The sequence below is a fragment of the Sodalis sp. RH20 genome (assembly GCF_047324205.1).
Taxonomy (GTDB): Bacteria; Pseudomonadota; Gammaproteobacteria; order Enterobacterales; family Enterobacteriaceae; genus Acerihabitans.
On record NZ_CP178733.1, the window covers coordinates 4,165,726 to 4,183,611 of the forward strand.

Below are 17,886 nucleotides of genomic sequence, written 5' to 3' on the forward strand. Positions count from 1 at the left end.
CGACGGCTATCCACCGCGGGAAAAATAATGGAAGAACTCTTGTTGGAACAGATATCGGCCCAGGCCGGTATCGGCAGCGACTATATCAATGCCCTGGGCCAGCGGCAGGCCATCTCGGCACAAACCAAACGACGGTTGCTGGACGCCATGGGGCGCGGGTCAGGATTGGCGGCCGTCTCGCAGGACCCGCTGCCGCCGGTGGCCGTTTGGCGCCGGGATGCGCCGGCGGCGCTGACGCCCGGCGGCCGGGGCGATTACCGCTGGCAACTGCGCACCGAGCAGGGCGGAACCCTTCAGGGCGAGATAAGCGCCGGATCGCCGCTATCGCTGCCCCACACCCTGGCGTGCGGCTATCACCGGTTAACGTTAAGCCAGGGCGCGCGGGAGTGGCATTGCCGGGTAATCATCGCCCCGCCCCGCTGTTTTCAGCCAGGGGCGCTGCTGGCCGGGCAAAAGCTCTGGGGCGCCTGCATCCAGCTCTATACGCTGCGTTCGGCGGTCAATTGGGGTATCGGCGATACCGGCGATCTGAAAACGATGGTGCGGGAAGTCGCCCGGCGCGGCGGCGCGTTTGTCGGTCTCAATCCCATCCATGCGCTCTGCCCGGCCACGCCGGGCGATGCCAGTCCCTACAGCCCGTCGTCACGGCGCTGGCTGAATATGCTGTATATCGATATCAATAGCCTGGAGGATTTCCACCTTAGCCTGGCGGCGCGGTCATGGTGGGCGCGCGAAGAGGTGCAGCAAGCGCTGGCGCTGGCGCGCGCCGCTCCCGAGGTGGATTATCCCCGGGTCGGCGCGCTGAAATTAGCCGCGCTGCGTTTGTGCTGGCAACAGTTCAGCCTGCGCGGGGAGCAGGACGCGCAGCGCCTGGCGTTTGCCGCTTTTGTGCGCCTGGGCGGCGACAGCCTGCGCCATCAGGCTGAATTTGACGCCCTGCACGCGTACCTGCTGGCGCGGGATCCGTCCTGGCGCCGCTGGCAGGACTGGCCTGCCGAGTACCGCGCCAGCCAGGGCGCCGGAACGCAGGCGTTTCGCCGGCGGCATGCCGGTGAGATCGCATTTTATCTCTGGCTGCAGTGGCTGGCCGACCGTCAGTTTGCCGAATGTTCTGCGCTCTGCCGGGCGCTTGGCATGCCTCTCGGCTTATACCGCGATTTTGCGGTGGGGGTCAGCGCCGGCGGCGCGGAAACCTGGAGCGATCCGGCATTATATTGCCTGGAAGTAGCGATAGGCGCGCCACCGGATGTGCTCGGTCCGCAGGGGCAGAACTGGGGGCTGGCGCCCATGGATCCGCGGGTGATGGCCGCCCGCGGCTACCAGCCGTTTATCGATCTTGTGCGATCGAATATGCAGGGCTGCGGCGCGCTGCGCATCGATCACGTCATGTCGCTGCTGCGCCTGTGGTGGATCCCGCGCGGCGATACCGCCGGACAGGGCGCCTACGTCCACTACCCGCTGGACGATTTGCTCGCCATCCTGGCGCTTGAGAGCCTGCGCAACCAGTGCCTGGTGATCGGCGAGGATCTGGGCACCGTGCCGCATGAAATCCTCGCGCGGCTGCGCGACAGCGCTGTTTATTCCTATAAAGTGCTCTATTTCGAGCGGGACGCCCGGCATCATTTCCAGCCGCCGGAAGCCTACCCGCCGCAGTCGATGGCCACCGCCGCCACCCATGATTTACCGACGCTGCGCGGCTACTGGGGCGCCGGCGATCTCAGCCTTGGCAAAACGCTGGGACTGTATCCCGACGCGGCGGTGCTGCATTATCTGCATGAGGACCGACGGCGCGCGCGCCAGGGGCTGCTGGACGCCCTGCACCGTCACGGCGGCCTGCCGCGGCGGGTATCGCGCCGGGCCGATGGCCTGCCGATGTCGCGCATGCTTAACCATGCCATTCACCGCTATCTGGCCGACAGCGGCAGCGCGTTATTGGGATTACAGCCCGAGGACTGGCTGGATATCACCACGCCGGTCAACGTGCCCGGCACCAGCGATGGGTATCCGAACTGGCGCCGCAAACTGACGCGCAGCCTGGAGGAGATTTTCGCCGATAAGGGCATCAATGCCCTGCTGCGGGATATCAACCGGCGTCGCCAGTTGCGTTAGAGGCTGGGGTTCAGCCTTGGATCAAAGGTAAATTCGAGCGGCGTAACCGACGCCAGACAACCAGCAAACGCCGGATGCTCATTGTTAATCAATACATTGTATTCCATAGGCACAATGGCGGAAGGCACCATTAGCCCGACGCTCGATTTTCCCTGAAACCATTGTGTGCCGATATCCTTGGTGGCGGGAATCGGCACCGGCGCATTCCAGTTAGCAGGAAGATCTTGCGCATTGAGCTTGACAATGAAATCGTCGGGTACGTCAATACTCATTAACTGATAAAAATCTAATATGGATTCGTCCTGTAAATGCACTAATACTTCCAGAATGGCCAGTGACACTGCCGAGGAGATATACACCATCGGCGTACCCATTCTGTTCCATCTTGCCACCGAGCTGTTAAAAGCGCCAACGCCACTCCACGCGGTGGCGATATATTGCTTCTGGCAAAATCGATACAAGATCACATGACAACTCCATGTTTAATGCCTTCAATCAAACTGACCACATCACGGGCACCGGTTTCAGTGCCAATCGCCTGATTGGGTGTTTCGCCGCCTAAAACTTTGGCAGGTTTGTTCATCCAGGCAATGGTTTTCTGGAAGTCATTGCCGAACAGCGCTAAAGCCATATCAAAGGCGGTAACATAACGGGTAATAGATTCACTTTGAGCCGGAGAGAGCTTCTCTTTACGCCGGGCAATGCTGCGTCCACTTAACCCAAGCGTCGCCAAAAATTCTTCCCTTTTGAAGCCGACGATGGACCTGATATTATCAATTACCGACACTTCAAGCCCTTCCATCATCAGATGACGCAGCTCGGGACCGGACGCATCCGGCAAATGAGCGGAGGCCCACAGGCTATGTGCGGGCTCTTTCATTACGGGAGGGGTATATATTTTCATGCACGCCTCACTTTCTGCCAAATGTCATACTTCATGATAGCCATTTGGCAGAAAAAATCAATATTTTCGTGCCCGGCAAAAAAATGGCGACATAACGTCGCCAAAAACACAGGACACAGACACAGACACGTACGCAAGAACAACAACAGTGGCTTAACCTTTCAGGCCTCCGGCGGTAAGACCGCTTACCAGCCAGCGCTGGGCCAACAAAAACAGCAGGGTGATGGGTAGGGCGGACAGTACCGCCGCGGCGGCAAAATCCCCCCACAGATAGTTTTGCGGATTGAGATACTGCTGCATGCCCACCGCCAGGGTGAAATTATCCACATCGCGCAGCAGCAGCGACGCCACCGGCACCTCGGTAATGGCGGCAATAAACGACAGCACGAACACCACCGCCAGTATCGGCACCGACAGCGGCAGCAACACCAGCCGGAACGCCTGCCAGGGCGTGGCGCCGTCCAGCGCGGCCGCTTCCTCAAGCGAACCCTCGATAGTGTCGAAATAGCCCTTGATGGTCCAGACATGCAGCGTGATGCCGCCAAGATAGGCGAAGATCACCCCGCCATGGGTATTAAGCCCCATAAACGGCAGATACTGACCCAACCGGTCAAACAGCGCGTACAGCGCCACCAGCGACAGTACCGCCGGGAACATCTGGAAAATCAGCATGCCCTGAAGCAACGCGCTTTTACCGTGAAAACGCATGCGGGCAAAGGCGTAGGCGCAGGTGGTGGACAGCGCCACGATGCCCAGGGCGGTAATGGTCGCCACCTTTACCGAGTTCCATAACCACAGCAGCACCGGGAACGGCGGCGGGGTTATGCTGCCGTCCGCGTGCCGTACGCTCAAACCCAGCGCCAGCCGCCAGTGCTCCAGGGATATCTGCTGCGGGATCAGGCTGCCGGTGGCGAAGTTGCCGACGCGCAGTGAAATCGCCAGCACCATCAGCAATGGAAACACGATCAGGGCGATAAAACCCAGCAGCAGCACGTGCGTCGCCGCCAGCCGCAGGAAACGCGATGAAGATTGCACCATAGCCACCCGGGACCTCCTTAATCAAATGTCAGACGCGCCGTTTTCACATTCAGTATCGCCAACCCGCCCACCAGCAGGAAAATAAGGGTGGCGATGGCGGCGGCCAGGCCGAAATCCTGCCCGCCGCCGCCTTCAAAGGCGATACGGTAGGTATAACTTACCAGCAGGTCGGTATAACCGGCGGGAGTGCTGGTGCCAATGCGGTCAGGCCCGCCGTTGGTCAGCAGCTGGATCAGCACAAAATTATTAAAATTAAACGCAAAGCTGGCAATCATCAGCGGCGTAAGCGGCTTGAGCAGCAACGGCAGCGTAATACGGAAAAAATTCTGTAACGGTCCGGCACCGTCCATGGCCGAGGCTTCGTATAAGTCATCGGGTATGGATTTCAGCAGCCCCATGCACAAAATCATCATATAGGGATACCCGAGCCAGGCGTTCACCACCACCAGCATCAGCCGCGCCAGCAGCGGATCCTGAAACCAGGCGGGCCGGATGCCGAACACAGCGTTCAGCAGCATATTGATTTCCCCAAAACTCTGGTTGAACAATCCCTTGAAAATCAATATTGAAATAAACGACGGCACGGCATACGGCAAGATCAGCAGCAGCCGGTACAAAGCGCGGCCCCGCAGCGCCTCCCATTGCACCACGCAGGCCAACACCATGCCGATGGCCACCGTCAGGACCACGGTCAGCAACGAAAACACAATGGTCCAGACAAATATGGCCAGGAAAGGCTGCCGGATTCCCTGATCCTCTACCACCCGCATAAAATTTTGCCACCCCACCGGCACGGTATAACCCGGGCTGAGCTGCCCGGCGACAAAATGGCCTTCGGCATCGACCGCCTGGTAAAAACCCGTGGCCCGGTTGGGCCGGTAGACGGCCCCGGTGCGGCTGTCGGTCAGGCGGTCCTGGCCGCCCAGCGTATACAGCGGCCGCAGGCCGGAAAATTGCCGTAACGAGCTGATGCGCAGCCGGGCGCCGTCGGGCAATTGCAGCGTCAGCCGGCCGAGGGCCTGGCGATACTGTGTTACCACCCTGAGCGTGCCGCGCTCTCCCGGCGGCGGCGCGTCGCCCGGCGACATCATTAGCGTCTGGTCCCGGCCGCCGTCCAGGCTGAACGCCGGCGAGACCCATAACCGTCCGCCGTCGGCATCGGCCAGCGCCAGCCGCCATGCGGTTCCCTGGCCGTACAGGCTGAAGGCGTAGGCTTTGCCGATTTGCAACTGCCGATCCAGCAGCACCGATTGCGCGCGCTCAAAGGACAGCTGATGGACGCTGCTGTAGTTGGTAAAGGCGATGCCGACGGTGCACAGCAGCGGAAACAACACAAACAGCCCCACGCCCGCCAGTCCCGGATACACATAGCGCCAGGCATAGGCCCCGGCATTGGCGAAAACGGCCAGCCCCGCGCTTGTCAGGATGAGCGTCAGCAGGGCAAACAGATATTCACCCCGGGCATACAGCGGTATCACCATCCAGGCGATGGCCAGGGCGCAAAAAATCACGACCGCCCACTTCACAAACCGGTGATGCCGCCAGCGCGCGGGCTTGCGGGACAGAGGAACCGAGCCGGTGTTTGACATAACCCTTCCTATAACGGCGGATGACAACCCGCTTGAACGCAGGCCCCGTGACGGCGGCCGGCGGATTATTTGGTAATGCGGTCCTTCACGCCGTCCAGCGCCGCCTGCACGCTTTGTTTACCGTTTATGGCGTTGACCACCGCGCTGCGCTCGGCATACCAAAACGCGCTCATCTGGGGAATATTGGGCATGATTTCACCCTGTTGCGCATTCGCCATGGTGGCGGCGATCCGGGGATCCTTGGCCAGCTCCGCCTGATAGCTTTTCAGCGCCACCGCGCCGAGCGGCTTGTCTTTATTCATCGCATCCAGTCCGTCCCTGGTCAGCAGGTAATTTTCCAGGAATTCTTTCGCCAGTTCCTTATTGGGGCTGGCGGCGTTAATCCCGGCGCTTAGCACGCCGACAAAAGGTTTCGACGGCCGGCCCTGGAAGGTAGGCAACGGCGCCACGCCGTAGTGAACGCCGCTTTTTTCCATATTGCCCCAGGCCCAGGGGCCGTCGATGGTCAAGGCGGTCTGTCCTTTGTTGAAGGCGGCTTCGGAGACGGAATAATCGGTATCGGCGCTGATATGCCCGCTTTTGACCAAATCGACGATAAACTGCAGCCCGGCGCGGGAGCCGGCATTGTTCACCCCCACATCCTTGATATTGTAACCGCCGTTTTCCGGCTTGAAGGCATAACCGCCGGCGGCGGCGATAATCGGCCAGGTAAAGTAGGGTTCCTGCAGGTTCCACATAATGGCGCTTTTGCCTTTGGCGCGCAGTCGGGTATCCAGCGCCGGGATCTCTTCCCAGGTTTTCGGCGGCGCGCCGACCAGATCCTTGTTGTAAATCAGCGACAGGGACTCCACCGCGATGGGATAGCCGATCAGCTTGCCGTTATAGCGCACCGCGTCCCAGGTAAAGGGGAACAGCTTATCCTGGAACGCCTGATCCGGCGCCACTTCCGCCAGCAGGCCCGACTGGGCATAACCGCCAAAGCGGTCGTGCGCCCACAAGATAATATCCGGTCCGTCGCCGGTGGCCGCCACCTGGGGATATTTTTCCTCCAGCTTATCGGGATGCTCTACGCTCACCTTGATGCCGGTATCCTGTTCGAACTTCCTGCCGACTTCAGCCAGGCCGTTGTAACTCTTGTCGCCGTTGATCCAGATAAGCAGCCGGCCTTCTTCTATTTTGGCGAACGCCGAAGAACAGGCCATCGCCGACATCAGGGACGACAGCGCCAGGGTACGGAGAGTGCATTTGATGCGGGTCATAGTTCCATCCTTACTGGTGGCAGCGTTCCCAACGCGCGCAAAGCGGGTCCCGACAGGCATCGCACCTGCAACCGGCCCGGCGATGTTCGGGGCGCACGGAAAGCTGTGGTGAATTTATACACCGGACATACTGCGTTTAACCTCAGGCGCGCTCATCCTCCCCCGTCCTACGCCCCTGCGCCTCCCGATGTGACCGCATTAACACTCCGTGGACAATTTGCGGGGCAAGCCACAAAAAGCATGCTGGATATTTGCCGCCGCCGTCACGTTTTTGCCGGCTCGCCGCCGACGCGGCCGTGAATGGCGCTTTGCCGTCATCCCGCCGCCTCCCCCTTGAAAAAAACCGTCCCGGATGATTTCCCTGCCGCGCATTTCCCTCACACTTGCCGACACTTGATGTCAGCCTGCCGCCGCACCGCCGGGCGGCAGGGTAAACAGAGGCAGGAATCCGGGTCTATGGCAAGCGTGACGCTGCGCAATATCTGTAAAAGCTACGGTGAAAACGTGATTTCCCGCGATATCAACCTGGATATCGGCGAAGGGGAGTTCGTGGTGTTTGTCGGCCCGTCGGGCTGCGGCAAATCCACCTTGCTGAGAATGATTGCCGGGCTGGAGGACATCACCTCCGGCGAGCTGAAAATCAACGATCGCCGGATGAATGACGTGCCGCCCGCCGAACGCGGGGTCGGGATGGTTTTCCAGTCCTACGCGCTTTATCCGCACCTGTCGGTGGCGGGCAATATGTCCTTCGGCCTGAAGCTGGCCCGGGTGAAAAAAGAGGAAATAACGCGCCGGGTAAACCAGGTGGCGGAGATTCTCCAGCTCGGCCATTTGCTGGACCGCCGCCCCAAAGCGTTATCCGGCGGGCAGCGCCAGCGGGTCGCCATCGGCCGCACCCTGGTGGCGGAGCCGCAGGTGTTCCTGCTAGACGAACCCTTGTCGAACCTGGACGCCGCGCTGCGCGTCCAGATGCGTATCGAGATTTCACGTCTTCACCAGCGCCTGCGGCGCACCATGATTTACGTCACCCACGACCAGACCGAGGCCATGACGCTGGCGGACAAAATCGTGGTGCTCGACGGCGGGCGCGTGGCGCAGGTCGGCAAGCCGCTGGCGCTGTATCACTACCCGGAAAATCGGTTTGTCGCCGGGTTTATCGGTTCGCCGAAGATGAATTTCCTGCCGGTAAAAGTCACCGCCATCGCCATCGACCAGGTGCAGATCGCGCTGCACAACGGCCAGAAAGTGTGGCTGCCGGTGGAGAGCAGCCGGGTGGAGATCGGCGCCACGATGTCGCTGGGTATCCGGCCCGAGCATTTGCTGGCCGGCAACATCGCCGATGTCGTCCTGGAAGGCGTGGTGCAGGTGGTGGAGCAACTGGGGTATGAAACCCTGATCCATATTCAAATTCCCTCGCTCCGCCTCAATCTGGTTTATCGCCAGAATGACGTGGTGCTGGTAAACGAGGGTGCCCAATTCGCTATCGGCCTGCCGCCCGAGCGCTGCCATTTATTCCGCGAGGATGGCAGCGCCTGCCGACGGTTACATCAGGAACCGGGCGTATAAGTCTGCCTGTCCGCAGGCAATAATAATCAGGAGAAAATAATGACTAACCTACGCATTTTACCTTTGTCAGTGGCAATCATCGCCGGCGCGGCTTCCGCCCAGGCGATGGCGGTGGATTTTGGCGGTTATGCCCGTTCCGGCATCGGCTGGACCGGGAGCGGCGGCGAGCAGCAATGCTTCAAGGCCACCGGCGCCTCCAGTAAATACCGTCTCGGCAACGAATGCGAAACCTACGCCGAATTAAAACTCGGGCAGGAGCTGTGGCGCGAAGGCAACAAGAGCTTCTACTTCGATACCAACGTGGGGTACTCCGTTTCCCAGCGTAACGATGACGAACCGCTGGAACCCAGCTTCCGCGAAGTCAACGTGGTGGGCAAGAATCTGATCGACGCCTTGCCGGGCGCCAATATGTGGGCCGGGAAACGTTTCTATCAGCGTCACGACGTCCATATGATCGACTTCTACTACTGGGACATTTCCGGTCCCGGCGCCGGTTTGGAAAATATCGATCTGGGCGTAGGCAAGCTGTCCCTGGCGGTCACGCGCAACAGCGAGTCCGGCGGCTCTTATGGTTATATCGATAACCAGCTCAACCAGGTGCCGACCATTAACGACATCTACGACGTGCGTATCGCCGAACTGGAAACCAACCCCGGCGGCAAGCTGGAATTCGGCGTGGACTACGGCCGCGCCAACGTGCAGGACAATTTCAATCTGGCGGACGGGGCCACCAAAGACGGCACCATGGCCACGATGGAGCATACCCAGACCATCGGCAACGGCTTTAACAAGTTTGTGCTGCAATACGCCACCGACGCCATGACCACCGATAATACCGGGCGCCCGCACGGCTCCTACGTCGATAACGACGGCCATATGATCCGCGTGCTGGATCACGGCGGCCTGGACTTCAACGACAAGTGGGCAATGATGTACGTCGGCATGTATCAGGATATCGACCGCGATAACAATAACGGCACCACCTGGTACACCGTCGGCATACGCCCGATGTACAAATGGACCCCGATCATGAGCACCCTGCTGGAAGTCGGCTACGACAATGTCAAATCCCAGCGCACCAGCGATCGCAACGATCAGTATAAAGTGACGCTGGCGCAGCAGTGGCAGGCCGGGGACAGCATCTTCTCCCGTCCGGCGATCCGCCTGTTCGCCACCTACGCCAAATGGAATGAAAAATGGGGTTATGGCAATAACGACGCCGGTTTTACCAACGGCATCGCGTATAGCGATAACAGCTCGACCACCTTCAGCCGCGGTAAGGATGATGAAGTCTCCTTCGGCGTGCAGATGGAAGCCTGGTGGAAATAATCCCCGGCGCGTCCCGCCCCCGGGGGTAGGACGCGTGGGATAGTACCTGGCGGGCCGGCGCTACTTGCCCGGCGACGGCCCGTCGCTCGTCACGCTGAAAAGGCGATAATAATGAAAATAAAAATACTTTCCCTGTGCCTGATGGCCGCACTGAGCGCCACCCTGCCGGCCACCACGCTGGCGGATACCCTGACCAACCCCCAAGATATGTCGGTGGCGCCGGTGATACCGCAGTCCACCTTGCGGCAATTGCCCTGGCAGACGCTGATGCCCCCGGCCAGGCAGGAAATCATTCTCGACGCCGCCTCGCCCCGCATCCAGATGGGCGATATCACCGGGCCGGTGGCCGCCATTACGCTGCCGGCCAACCGCGGATCGCTGGCCATCACCCTCAGCAGCCTGGCTAAAGGCCAGTCGATCTATGCCCCCAACGTGCTGGTGCTGGATGAACAACTGCGTCCGGCGGCGTTTTTCCCCAGCAGCTATTTCCCCTATGAAAAACCGGGCGGCATGTCGATGGACCGGCTGGAAGGCACGCTTAAGCTCACTCCCGCCCTGGGACAGAAACAAATCTACCTGCTGATCTACACCACCCGCCAGGACCTGCTGACCACCACCACCATGACCAATCCGGCCAAGGCCTACGCCGAGGGCGTCGGTAATGCGGTGCCCGATATTCCCGATCCCATCGGCCGCCATAGCGACACCGGCACCATCAGGTTAAAAGTGGAGGCGGAACAGAAGAGCGGCAATATCACCATCGGCCAGATCTTCTCCGGCCCCGAGACGCAGCCGGTCGTGGTCGGCAATACCGCGCCGCCGGCGCCCCAGGCAGCGGCAGCGGGACCGGCCGCGCCGATGCTTAACGATACCGAGAGCTATTTTAATCAAGCCATTAAACAAGCGGTGCGCGACGGTAATATCGATAAGGCGCTGAAGCTGCTCAACGAAGCGGAGCGGCTGGGATCGTCATCGGCGCGGCAAACATTTATCAGTAGTGTAAAAGGCAAGGGGTAAGGTTATCCCGATACTGCTGATATTTGGCAGAATATTGGTGCGCCCAGGCGCACCTTTTTTTTCCGGCCGGCAAAAACCGGCAAAAATCACCCGGCACTAATCTAAATCATTGTTTCAGCCGTGCAAGGTCATTATGATGCCGCAGCCCTCCTTCGGCCGCAGAGCCATCTGCGCCGTCGCGGGACGCAACAGGACAGTCAGTCCACTTCATTTTGCTTTTTTCTGCTGAGGATATATGCATACCTTTAAGTTGGCGAACCCCGGCCCGCTGGGATTAATGGGCTTTGGGATGACCACCGTCTTGCTAAACCTGCATAACGCCGGTTTTTTCCCTTTAACCTCGATCATTATCAGTATGGGGATTTTTTACGGCGGCATTGCCCAAATCATCGCCGGTATCATGGAATATAAGCACGGCAATACCTTCGGCACCACGGCGTTTACCTCGTACGGCGCGTTCTGGCTGAGCCTGGTGGGGATTCTGATGCTGCCGCGCATGGGCCTGGCCGAGCCGAGCGACGCGGTATTTTTAGGCGTTTATCTGGCGCTGTGGGGCATTTTTACCCTGTTTATGTTTTTGGGCACCCTTAAATCCAGCCGTGGCCTGCAAATCGTGTTCGGCAGCCTGACCGTGCTGTTCGCCCTGCTGGCCGCCGGCAATATTACCGGCAATCATCAGATCATCGTCATTGCCGGCTATGAAGGCCTGTTCTGCGGCGCCAGCGCCATTTATCTGGCCATGGCGCAGGTGGTCAATGAACAGCTGGGCCGCCAGGTGATGCCGGTCGGCTGAGCATCACGACGCTTACCGCGGGATTTATGCCGAACCGGTGGGGGGGCGCCTAGGAGTAAGCTTTATGCCGCCTAGGCAAAACCCGCGCCGACACGGCAACCCCTCCCGCAAGCGCCAACGGCGGGTCCGTCTTATGCGGTCAGGCCGGTCGAGGCGGCCAAGGGGAACGGTATGTGTGCCTGCGTTTGCGGCTGCGCCACCGTCGTCGCCGGCGTTTTGTAATGGGCCGGTTCCTTGCCGCGCATCTGGTCCAGTACCCGTTCCGCTACCGCCAGCACCTGCTGGCAATACTCGGGGGTAATGGTCAGGGGCGGCTCGATGCGGATGGTTTTGGAATTGTTCAGCGTACCCGCCACCAGGATTTGATGACGGAACATACCCTGGGCAAAGGCATAACCGATATCGTTGCGTCTGAATTCCAATGCCTGCAACAGCCCGCGCCCGCGCGCCTCCACCATAAACTCTGGATACGCCGACGCCAGCCGGGCGAAACCGCTAAGCAAAATCTGGCCCTTAAGCGCCGCCTGCGCCGGCAAATCCTCGCTCAGCAGCACGTTAATGGTCGCCAGGGCCGCCGCGCAGGCCAGCGGATTGCCGCCAAAAGTGGTGGTATGCAAAAACGGGTTCTCGAACAGCACCGAGAATACCTCTTCGGTGGCGACGGTGGCGCCGATCGGCATTACGCCGCCGCCCAGCGCCTTGGCCAGGCACAGGATATCCGGCTGCACGCCTTCGTGCTCGCAGGCAAACATCCGGCCGGTGCGGCCCATGCCGGTCTGCACTTCGTCGAGGATCAGCAGCGCGCCCACCTCGTCGCACAGCGCCCGCACCGCCGTCAGGTATCCCTCCGGCGGAATAATGACCCCGCCCTCCCCCTGGATAGGCTCCAGGATAACCGCCGCCACGTCCGCGCCGGTGGACCGGCAGCGATAGACATGATCGCGCATCGCCCCGATATCGCCGAACGGCACATGATCGAAACCCTGCAGCATCGGCATAAAAGGACGGCGAAAGGTGGATTTGGCGGTGGCGGACAGCGCGCCGAGGGTTTTGCCGTGAAAGGCGCCGGTGGCGGCGATAAAGGTGGTTTTGCCGCGCGGGGTTTGATACGCCTTGGCCAGCTTCAGCGCGCCCTCGACGGCCTCGGTGCCGCTGTTGCTGAAAAAACTGTATTTCAGCGTGCCGGGGGTGACCGCCGCCAGGGTCCTGGCGAGCATGGAGCGCAGCGGATCAAGCAGTTCCTGGCTATGCAGCGGTTGTTTCGCCAGTTGGTTTTCGACGGCGGAAAGAACTTTTGGATTACGGTGCCCCACGTTAAATATGCCGAAACCACCCAGGCAATCGATATATTCCCTGCCCTGGGTGTCGACCAGCGTATTAAGACCGCCGGCCCGCCATTCTACGGCTCCGTAATCCCCGCCTACCGTCACGGATTTACGGTAATCGAGAAAACCAGGATTCACATACTCTTTAAAATTGTTTATCACTTCCTTATTCAGGTTAACCATCTCATCATGCGTCAGCGTTTTTTTCTCAATCCACGAAAGCGCCTGCTGAGTACATTCTAACGGGGTAAGCATGGGGGTTGAACGAGACAAAATAAGCTCCTTGGAAGGAGATATCATATGATATCGATCTGACAGATGCAGCGTCCGGGCCAACTGTAACTACATGCTTAGGTTTAGAACAAAATATAAATAAGACCAATAAAAAAAGTTATTCACATAGGGAGAGAGAAGAACTGCGGCCGGAAATGCTGATTACTGCCAAAGGAAATATAAGGGGGATTTATTGCGAAAATAACCATGCACCATAATAGATCGCGCCTGCATTAAATAGGTGCAATTGACCAGTGATATTTAGCCAATAATATTTGAACGCAGAATTTTATAACAGACGCGGAGCGGAACGGCAATCTTTTTATGTCGATGGCAGCGCTTTTTATGGCAATTTTTTCGCGGCCCCGGCGCGGCGGCGAAAAACCCTATTCCCGCCGCCGACCGGAGTGATAAGCCGCGGCTAATGGCGAATCATAACATGCCGCACCGCGGTATAATCTTCCAGCCCGTACATCGACAGATCCTTGCCGAAGCCGGACAGCTTCTGGCCGCCGTGGGGCATTTCGCTGACCAACATAAAATGGGTGTTGACCCAGGTGCAGCCGTACTGCAAACGGGCGCTAACCCGATGGGCGCGGCCGATATCCCGCGTCCATACCGACGAGGCCAGGCCGTAGGGGGAGGCGTTGGCCCAGCGTATCGCCTGCGCTTCGTCGTCAAAGACCGTGACGGTCACCACCGGCCCGAACACTTCGCGCTGGACAATTTCATCCTCCTGGCGCGCATCGGCCAGCACCGTGGGGGCAAAATAGAACCCGGGTCCGTCGATCGGCGCGCCGCCGGTAATCACCCGGATATGCGCCAACGCCCTGGCGCGCTCGACAAACCCGCTAACCCGCCGCAGGTGCTCAGCGGTAATCAACGGCCCCAGTTCAGTGCCGGCATCGGCCGGATCGCCGGTTTTAAGGGTGGCGACGCTTTTGCCCAAGGCGTCCACCAGCGCATCGTAAACGCCACGCTGCACATACAGCCGGCAGGCGGCGGTGCAGTCCTGGCCGGCATTATAAAATCCAAAGGTGCGCACACCGTCCACCACCTCGTCGATGTCGGCATCGTCAAACACAATCACCGGCGCCTTACCGCCCAGCTCCATATGGGTCTTTTTGATCCCCCCGGCGGTATGGGACAGGATATGCGCGCCGGTGGCAATCGAACCGGTCAGCGATACCATGCGCACCCGCTCATGGCCGGTCAGGGCGTCGCCCATTTCCGCGCCGGTGCCGAACAGCACGTTAACCACCCCCGCCGGCAAGATCGGCGCCATCAGCTGCGCCAGGAACAGCGCGGTCAGCGGCGTCTGCTCGGCGGGCTTGAACACCACGCAATTGCCGGCGGCCAGCGCCGGCGCCAGTTTCCACGCCGCCATCATCAGCGGATAGTTCCAGGGCGCGATGGAGGCGATGACGCCGATGGGATCGCGCCTGATCATGGAGGTATGCCCTTCCAGATATTCCCCGGCGGCGCTGCCGCCGAGGCAGCGGCTCGCGCCGGCAAAGAAACGGAATACGTCCGCCACCGCCGGGATTTCATCGTTGATAACGCAGTGGTACGGCTTGCCGCAGTTCAGGGATTCCAGGCGCGCCAGCGCCTCGCCGTGGCGCTCGATGGCGTCGGCCAATTGCAGCAACAGCGTGGCGCGGGTTTTCGGCGTGGTTTGCCCCCAGGTTTCAAACGCCGCGTCCGCCGCCAGCACCGCCGCGTCCACCTGCTCCAGGCTGGCCTCGTTAATGGTGATAATCGTTTCGCCGGTGGCGGGGTTTATCACCGGCGTCGGTTTGCCCGCGCCCGTCACCGACCTGCCGTCTATCAATAATGTGTCATGCATAGGAGAGTCCTTGGGTTATTTGCCGCTGCCCGCCACGCCCTCGCCGCCGCGTGTCAGGTAATAGGCCAGGAGTATCGGCAGCATGGTCACCAGGGTGACCAGCAGGGAAACGACATTGGTGATGGGCACATCGCGCGGACGACCCAGTTGGTTCATCAGCCACAGCGGCAGCGTGCGCTCATGGCCGGCGGTGAAGGTGGTGACGATAATTTCGTCAAACGACAGCGCGAACGCCAGCATGCCGCCGGCCAGCAGCGCCGAGGACAGCCCCGGCATCACCACATAGCGGAAGGTCTGCCAGCCGTCGGCGCCCAGGTCCATCGACGCCTCGATCAGGCTAAAAGAGGTGCGGCGCAGCCGGGCGATAACGTTATTGAAAACAATCACCACGCAGAAAGTGGCATGGCCGATAACGATGGTCATCAGGCCGGGGCTGATATCCAGCGCCTTGAAAGCGGACAGCAGGGCGATGCCGGTGATAATGCCCGGCAGGGCGATGGGCAGCACCATCATCATGGCGATGGCCTGTTTGCCCAAAAAATCCCGCCGGTACAAAGCCGCCGCCGCCAGGGTGCCCAGCAGCAGGGCAATCAGGGTCGCCAGGCAGGCCACCTGCAGGGACAGCCACAGGGCGGACAAAATATCCGGGCGCCCGGCGGCCAGTTCAAACCAGTGCAGGGTAAATCCCCGCGGCGGAAAACTGAACGCCGCGTCCTCGATGTTAAAGGCGTACAGGGCAATGATCCCCAGGGGAAAATGCAGGAACAGGATACCGCCCCAGGCGGCAAGCCTCAGCGCCAGCGGCGCGCGATCAGAGCGCATCGAAGGCCCCCAGACGTTTGGCCAGGGTAAGATACAAACCGATCAACACCATCGGCACCAGCGTAAACGCCGCCGCCATGGGCATATTGCCGATGGCGCCCTGCTGGGCGTAAACCATGCTGCCGATAAAATAACCCGGCGGCCCCACCAGCTGCGGCACGATAAAATCGCCCAGGGTCAGCGAAAAGGTAAAAATGGAGCCGGCGGCAATGCCCGGCACCGCCAGCGGCAGCACCACATAGCGCAACGTCTGGTCCGGACGGGCGCCAAGATCGGCGGAGGCCATCAGCAGCGACGGCGGCAGGCGCTCAAGCGCCGCCTGGATCGGCAAAATCATAAACGGCAGCCAGATATACACAAACACCATAAAGCGGCCCAAATGGGAGGTGGACAGGGTGCTGCCGCCGATGCCCGGCAGGGTAAGCACCGCCTGCAGCGCCGGCTGCAGGCCGAGATGCTGTAAAAACCACTGCAACACGCCGTCATGGGCCAGCAGCAGCGTCCAGGCATACGCCTTAACGATATAGCTGGCCCACATCGGCATCATCACCGCAATATAAAAAAACGCCTTCCAGCGGCCGCTGGTATAACGCGCCATATACCAGGCGATGGGAAACGCCAGCAGCGCGCTGGCAAGCGTGACCGCCACCGCCATCGCCAGGGTGCGCAGGATAATGTCGTAGTTGGCCGGACTGAACAGCGCGAGGATATTGGCCGTGGTCAGCTCCGGCAGCACGGTCATGGTGAAATCGTCAAAGGTATAGGCGCCCTGCCACAGCAGGCTGAGCAAGGCGCCCAGGTAAATGATGACAAACCACATCAGCGGCGGCAGCAGCAGTAACGCCAGCAGCACCGCCGGCCGGCGGTAGAGGAATGTCGCTATCGCGCGGCCCGGGCGCCGGGCGGTTTGCGGCCGATCGGCCAGGCTCATAGCCATACTCCTTACTCCTCGAGGACGGTCATGGCCGCCCGGGACCAGGACGCGGTCAGCCGCTGGCCGAGGGCAATCCCTTCCTGGCCGGATGAACGAACCGGGTGGGTCTCGCTGATGGAAAAATGGGTTCCCTCCGCCAACACCAGCTCATAGCGGGTCATCGCCCCCTGAAACAGGATATTGCTCACAACGCCGCTAACCGACAGCTCGCCGGCCGGCGCGGGCGCACCCGCTACGCTGATGCGGGCAAACTCCGGGCGCACGGCGAACAGGCCGTTTTCGCCGGTCAGTTCCCGGGCCAGCTCGCCGCCAATCACATTGGCGCTGCCGACAAAATTGGCGACGAACCGGCTCCTGGGCTGAAGATAAAGCCGGCGCGGCGTATCCACCTGTTCAATGCGTCCCTGGTTAAATACCGCCACCCGGTCGGACATGGAAAGCGCCTCGCCCTGATCGTGGGTGACAAAAATAAAAGTGATTCCCAGCTCGCGCTGCAGGGTTTTCAGCTCGCCCTGCATCTGTTCGCGCAGCTTAAGATCCAGCGCCCCCAGCGGTTCGTCCAGCAGCAGGATGCGCGGTTCGTTGACCAGCGCGCGCGCCAGCGCCACCCGCTGGCGCTGGCCGCCGGAAAGGTGGGCCGGCTTGCGATCGTGCACATCGCCCAGCGCCACCCGCGCCAGCGCGGCCCGGGCCCGGGCCATGCGCTCGGCGCGCCCCACCCCTTTGACCATCAGGCCATAGGCCACGTTGTCGAGCAGCGACATATGGGGAAACAGGGCATAATCCTGGAACACGGTATTGACGTCGCGCTGATAGGGCGGCAGGTTGGCGGTGTCGACGCCGTGCAGCCGGATAACGCCGCCGTCCGGCTGCTCAAAGCCGGCAATCAGGCGCAGGCAGGTGCTTTTGCCGGAACCCGACGGCCCCAGCAGCGCGAAAAATTCCCCGTCGGGAATATCCAGCGATACCCCGTCCACGGCGGCAACGCCGTTAAAACGGCGCGTTACGTTATCCAGGCTCACCGCACTGTTCATCATGGCCCCTCCTGCTGGCGCCCCGGCGCAGGCGCCGCGGGCAAATTA

Annotated in this window: 15 protein-coding genes; 5 read left to right on the forward strand and 10 right to left on the reverse strand. The window is 60.6% G+C overall.

Annotation, left to right across the window (positions count from 1 at the left end; translation table 11 throughout):
* Positions 1-27 precede the first annotated feature (27 nt).
* Complete coding sequence (gene malQ, locus ACL2XM_RS19095; RefSeq protein ID WP_413731402.1) at positions 28-2,109, forward strand: 4-alpha-glucanotransferase; 2,082 nt, start codon at positions 28-30, stop codon at positions 2,107-2,109.
* Here malQ and ACL2XM_RS19100 read toward each other — a convergent pair.
* From ACL2XM_RS19100 to malE, 5 genes are all read right to left on the reverse strand, one after another.
* Entirely contained in the window at positions 2,106-2,576 is a 471-nt protein-coding gene (locus ACL2XM_RS19100) for an RES family NAD+ phosphorylase (protein WP_410012410.1), read from the reverse strand. The two genes, malQ and ACL2XM_RS19100, sit on opposite strands and share 4 nt — an antisense overlap.
* Entirely contained in the window at positions 2,573-3,013 is a 441-nt protein-coding gene (locus ACL2XM_RS19105; protein WP_410012411.1) for an antitoxin Xre/MbcA/ParS toxin-binding domain-containing protein, read from the reverse strand. The genes ACL2XM_RS19100 and ACL2XM_RS19105 overlap by 4 nt, the downstream gene beginning before the upstream one ends.
* A gap of 153 nt (positions 3,014-3,166) precedes the next feature.
* Entirely contained in the window at positions 3,167-4,057 is an 891-nt protein-coding gene (malG, locus tag ACL2XM_RS19110) for a maltose ABC transporter permease MalG (protein ID WP_410012412.1), read from the reverse strand.
* An 11-nt stretch (positions 4,058-4,068) separates the two neighbouring features.
* Positions 4,069-5,640, reverse strand: a complete 1,572-nt coding sequence (malF, locus tag ACL2XM_RS19115) for a maltose ABC transporter permease MalF (protein ID WP_413728977.1) — start codon at positions 5,638-5,640, stop codon at positions 4,069-4,071.
* 65 nt (positions 5,641-5,705) lie between these two features.
* Positions 5,706-6,899 carry a maltose/maltodextrin ABC transporter substrate-binding protein MalE gene (gene malE, locus ACL2XM_RS19120; RefSeq protein ID WP_410012414.1) on the reverse strand — a complete coding sequence of 398 codons (1,194 nt, stop codon included), beginning with the start codon at positions 6,897-6,899 and terminating at the stop codon, positions 5,706-5,708.
* A gap of 456 nt (positions 6,900-7,355) precedes the next feature.
* On the opposite strand from malE, the gene malK reads away from it, so the two are divergent.
* From malK to satP, 4 genes are all read left to right on the forward strand, one after another.
* Positions 7,356-8,465, forward strand: a complete 1,110-nt coding sequence (gene malK, locus ACL2XM_RS19125; RefSeq protein WP_413731403.1) for a maltose/maltodextrin ABC transporter ATP-binding protein MalK — start codon at positions 7,356-7,358, stop codon at positions 8,463-8,465.
* A gap of 39 nt (positions 8,466-8,504) precedes the next feature.
* Entirely contained in the window at positions 8,505-9,794 is a 1,290-nt protein-coding gene (locus ACL2XM_RS19130; protein ID WP_410012416.1) for a maltoporin, read from the forward strand.
* Positions 9,795-9,905: 111 nt separating this feature from the next.
* Positions 9,906-10,811: a maltose operon protein MalM gene (gene malM / locus ACL2XM_RS19135; protein WP_413731405.1), complete on the forward strand. Its 906-nt coding sequence runs from the start codon at positions 9,906-9,908 to the stop codon at positions 10,809-10,811.
* 235 nt (positions 10,812-11,046) lie between these two features.
* Positions 11,047-11,604, forward strand: coding sequence for an acetate uptake transporter (gene satP, locus ACL2XM_RS19140; RefSeq protein ID WP_410012418.1), 558 nt, complete (start codon positions 11,047-11,049; stop codon positions 11,602-11,604).
* Between the two features lie 131 nt (positions 11,605-11,735).
* On the opposite strand, the gene ygjG is transcribed toward satP, so the two are convergent.
* The 5 genes from ygjG to ACL2XM_RS19165 form a co-directional block, all read right to left on the reverse strand.
* Positions 11,736-13,184 carry a putrescine aminotransferase gene (gene ygjG, locus ACL2XM_RS19145; protein WP_410016650.1) on the reverse strand — a complete coding sequence of 483 codons (1,449 nt, stop codon included), beginning with the start codon at positions 13,182-13,184 and terminating at the stop codon, positions 11,736-11,738.
* Between the two features lie 439 nt (positions 13,185-13,623).
* Positions 13,624-15,048 (reverse strand): aminobutyraldehyde dehydrogenase, encoded by a 1,425-nt coding sequence (gene patD / locus ACL2XM_RS19150; RefSeq protein WP_410012419.1) that lies wholly within the window; start codon positions 15,046-15,048, stop codon positions 13,624-13,626.
* A 15-nt stretch (positions 15,049-15,063) separates the two neighbouring features.
* Positions 15,064-15,870, reverse strand: a complete 807-nt coding sequence (locus tag ACL2XM_RS19155; protein WP_413731406.1) for an ABC transporter permease — start codon at positions 15,868-15,870, stop codon at positions 15,064-15,066.
* Entirely contained in the window at positions 15,860-16,807 is a 948-nt protein-coding gene (locus ACL2XM_RS19160; RefSeq protein ID WP_413727286.1) for an ABC transporter permease, read from the reverse strand. The genes ACL2XM_RS19155 and ACL2XM_RS19160 overlap by 11 nt, the downstream gene beginning before the upstream one ends.
* A 5-nt stretch (positions 16,808-16,812) precedes the next feature.
* Positions 16,813-17,838, reverse strand: coding sequence for an ABC transporter ATP-binding protein (locus ACL2XM_RS19165; protein WP_413733242.1), 1,026 nt, complete (start codon positions 17,836-17,838; stop codon positions 16,813-16,815).
* Positions 17,839-17,886 lie beyond the last annotated feature (48 nt).

Bases quoted from the DNA above. Each gene is read 5' to 3' on its own strand.
- malF (WP_413728977.1), bottom strand. From the start codon at position 5,640: ATGTCAAACACCGGCTCGGTTCCTCTGTCCCGCAAGCCCGCGCGCTGG.
- ygjG (WP_410016650.1), bottom strand. From the start codon at position 13,184: ATGCTTACCCCGTTAGAATGTACTCAGCAGGCGCTTTCGTGGATTGAG.
- malE (WP_410012414.1), bottom strand. From the start codon at position 6,899: ATGACCCGCATCAAATGCACTCTCCGTACCCTGGCGCTGTCGTCCCTG.
- malM (WP_413731405.1), top strand. From the start codon at position 9,906: ATGAAAATAAAAATACTTTCCCTGTGCCTGATGGCCGCACTGAGCGCC.
- ACL2XM_RS19160 (WP_413727286.1), bottom strand. From the start codon at position 16,807: ATGGCTATGAGCCTGGCCGATCGGCCGCAAACCGCCCGGCGCCCGGGC.
- ACL2XM_RS19155 (WP_413731406.1), bottom strand. From the start codon at position 15,870: ATGCGCTCTGATCGCGCGCCGCTGGCGCTGAGGCTTGCCGCCTGGGGC.
- satP (WP_410012418.1), top strand. From the start codon at position 11,047: ATGCATACCTTTAAGTTGGCGAACCCCGGCCCGCTGGGATTAATGGGC.
- ACL2XM_RS19165 (WP_413733242.1), bottom strand. From the start codon at position 17,838: ATGAACAGTGCGGTGAGCCTGGATAACGTAACGCGCCGTTTTAACGGC.
- malK (WP_413731403.1), top strand. From the start codon at position 7,356: ATGGCAAGCGTGACGCTGCGCAATATCTGTAAAAGCTACGGTGAAAAC.
- malQ (WP_413731402.1), top strand. From the start codon at position 28: ATGGAAGAACTCTTGTTGGAACAGATATCGGCCCAGGCCGGTATCGGC.
- ACL2XM_RS19130 (WP_410012416.1), top strand. From the start codon at position 8,505: ATGACTAACCTACGCATTTTACCTTTGTCAGTGGCAATCATCGCCGGC.
- ACL2XM_RS19105 (WP_410012411.1), bottom strand. From the start codon at position 3,013: ATGAAAATATATACCCCTCCCGTAATGAAAGAGCCCGCACATAGCCTG.
- patD (WP_410012419.1), bottom strand. From the start codon at position 15,048: ATGCATGACACATTATTGATAGACGGCAGGTCGGTGACGGGCGCGGGC.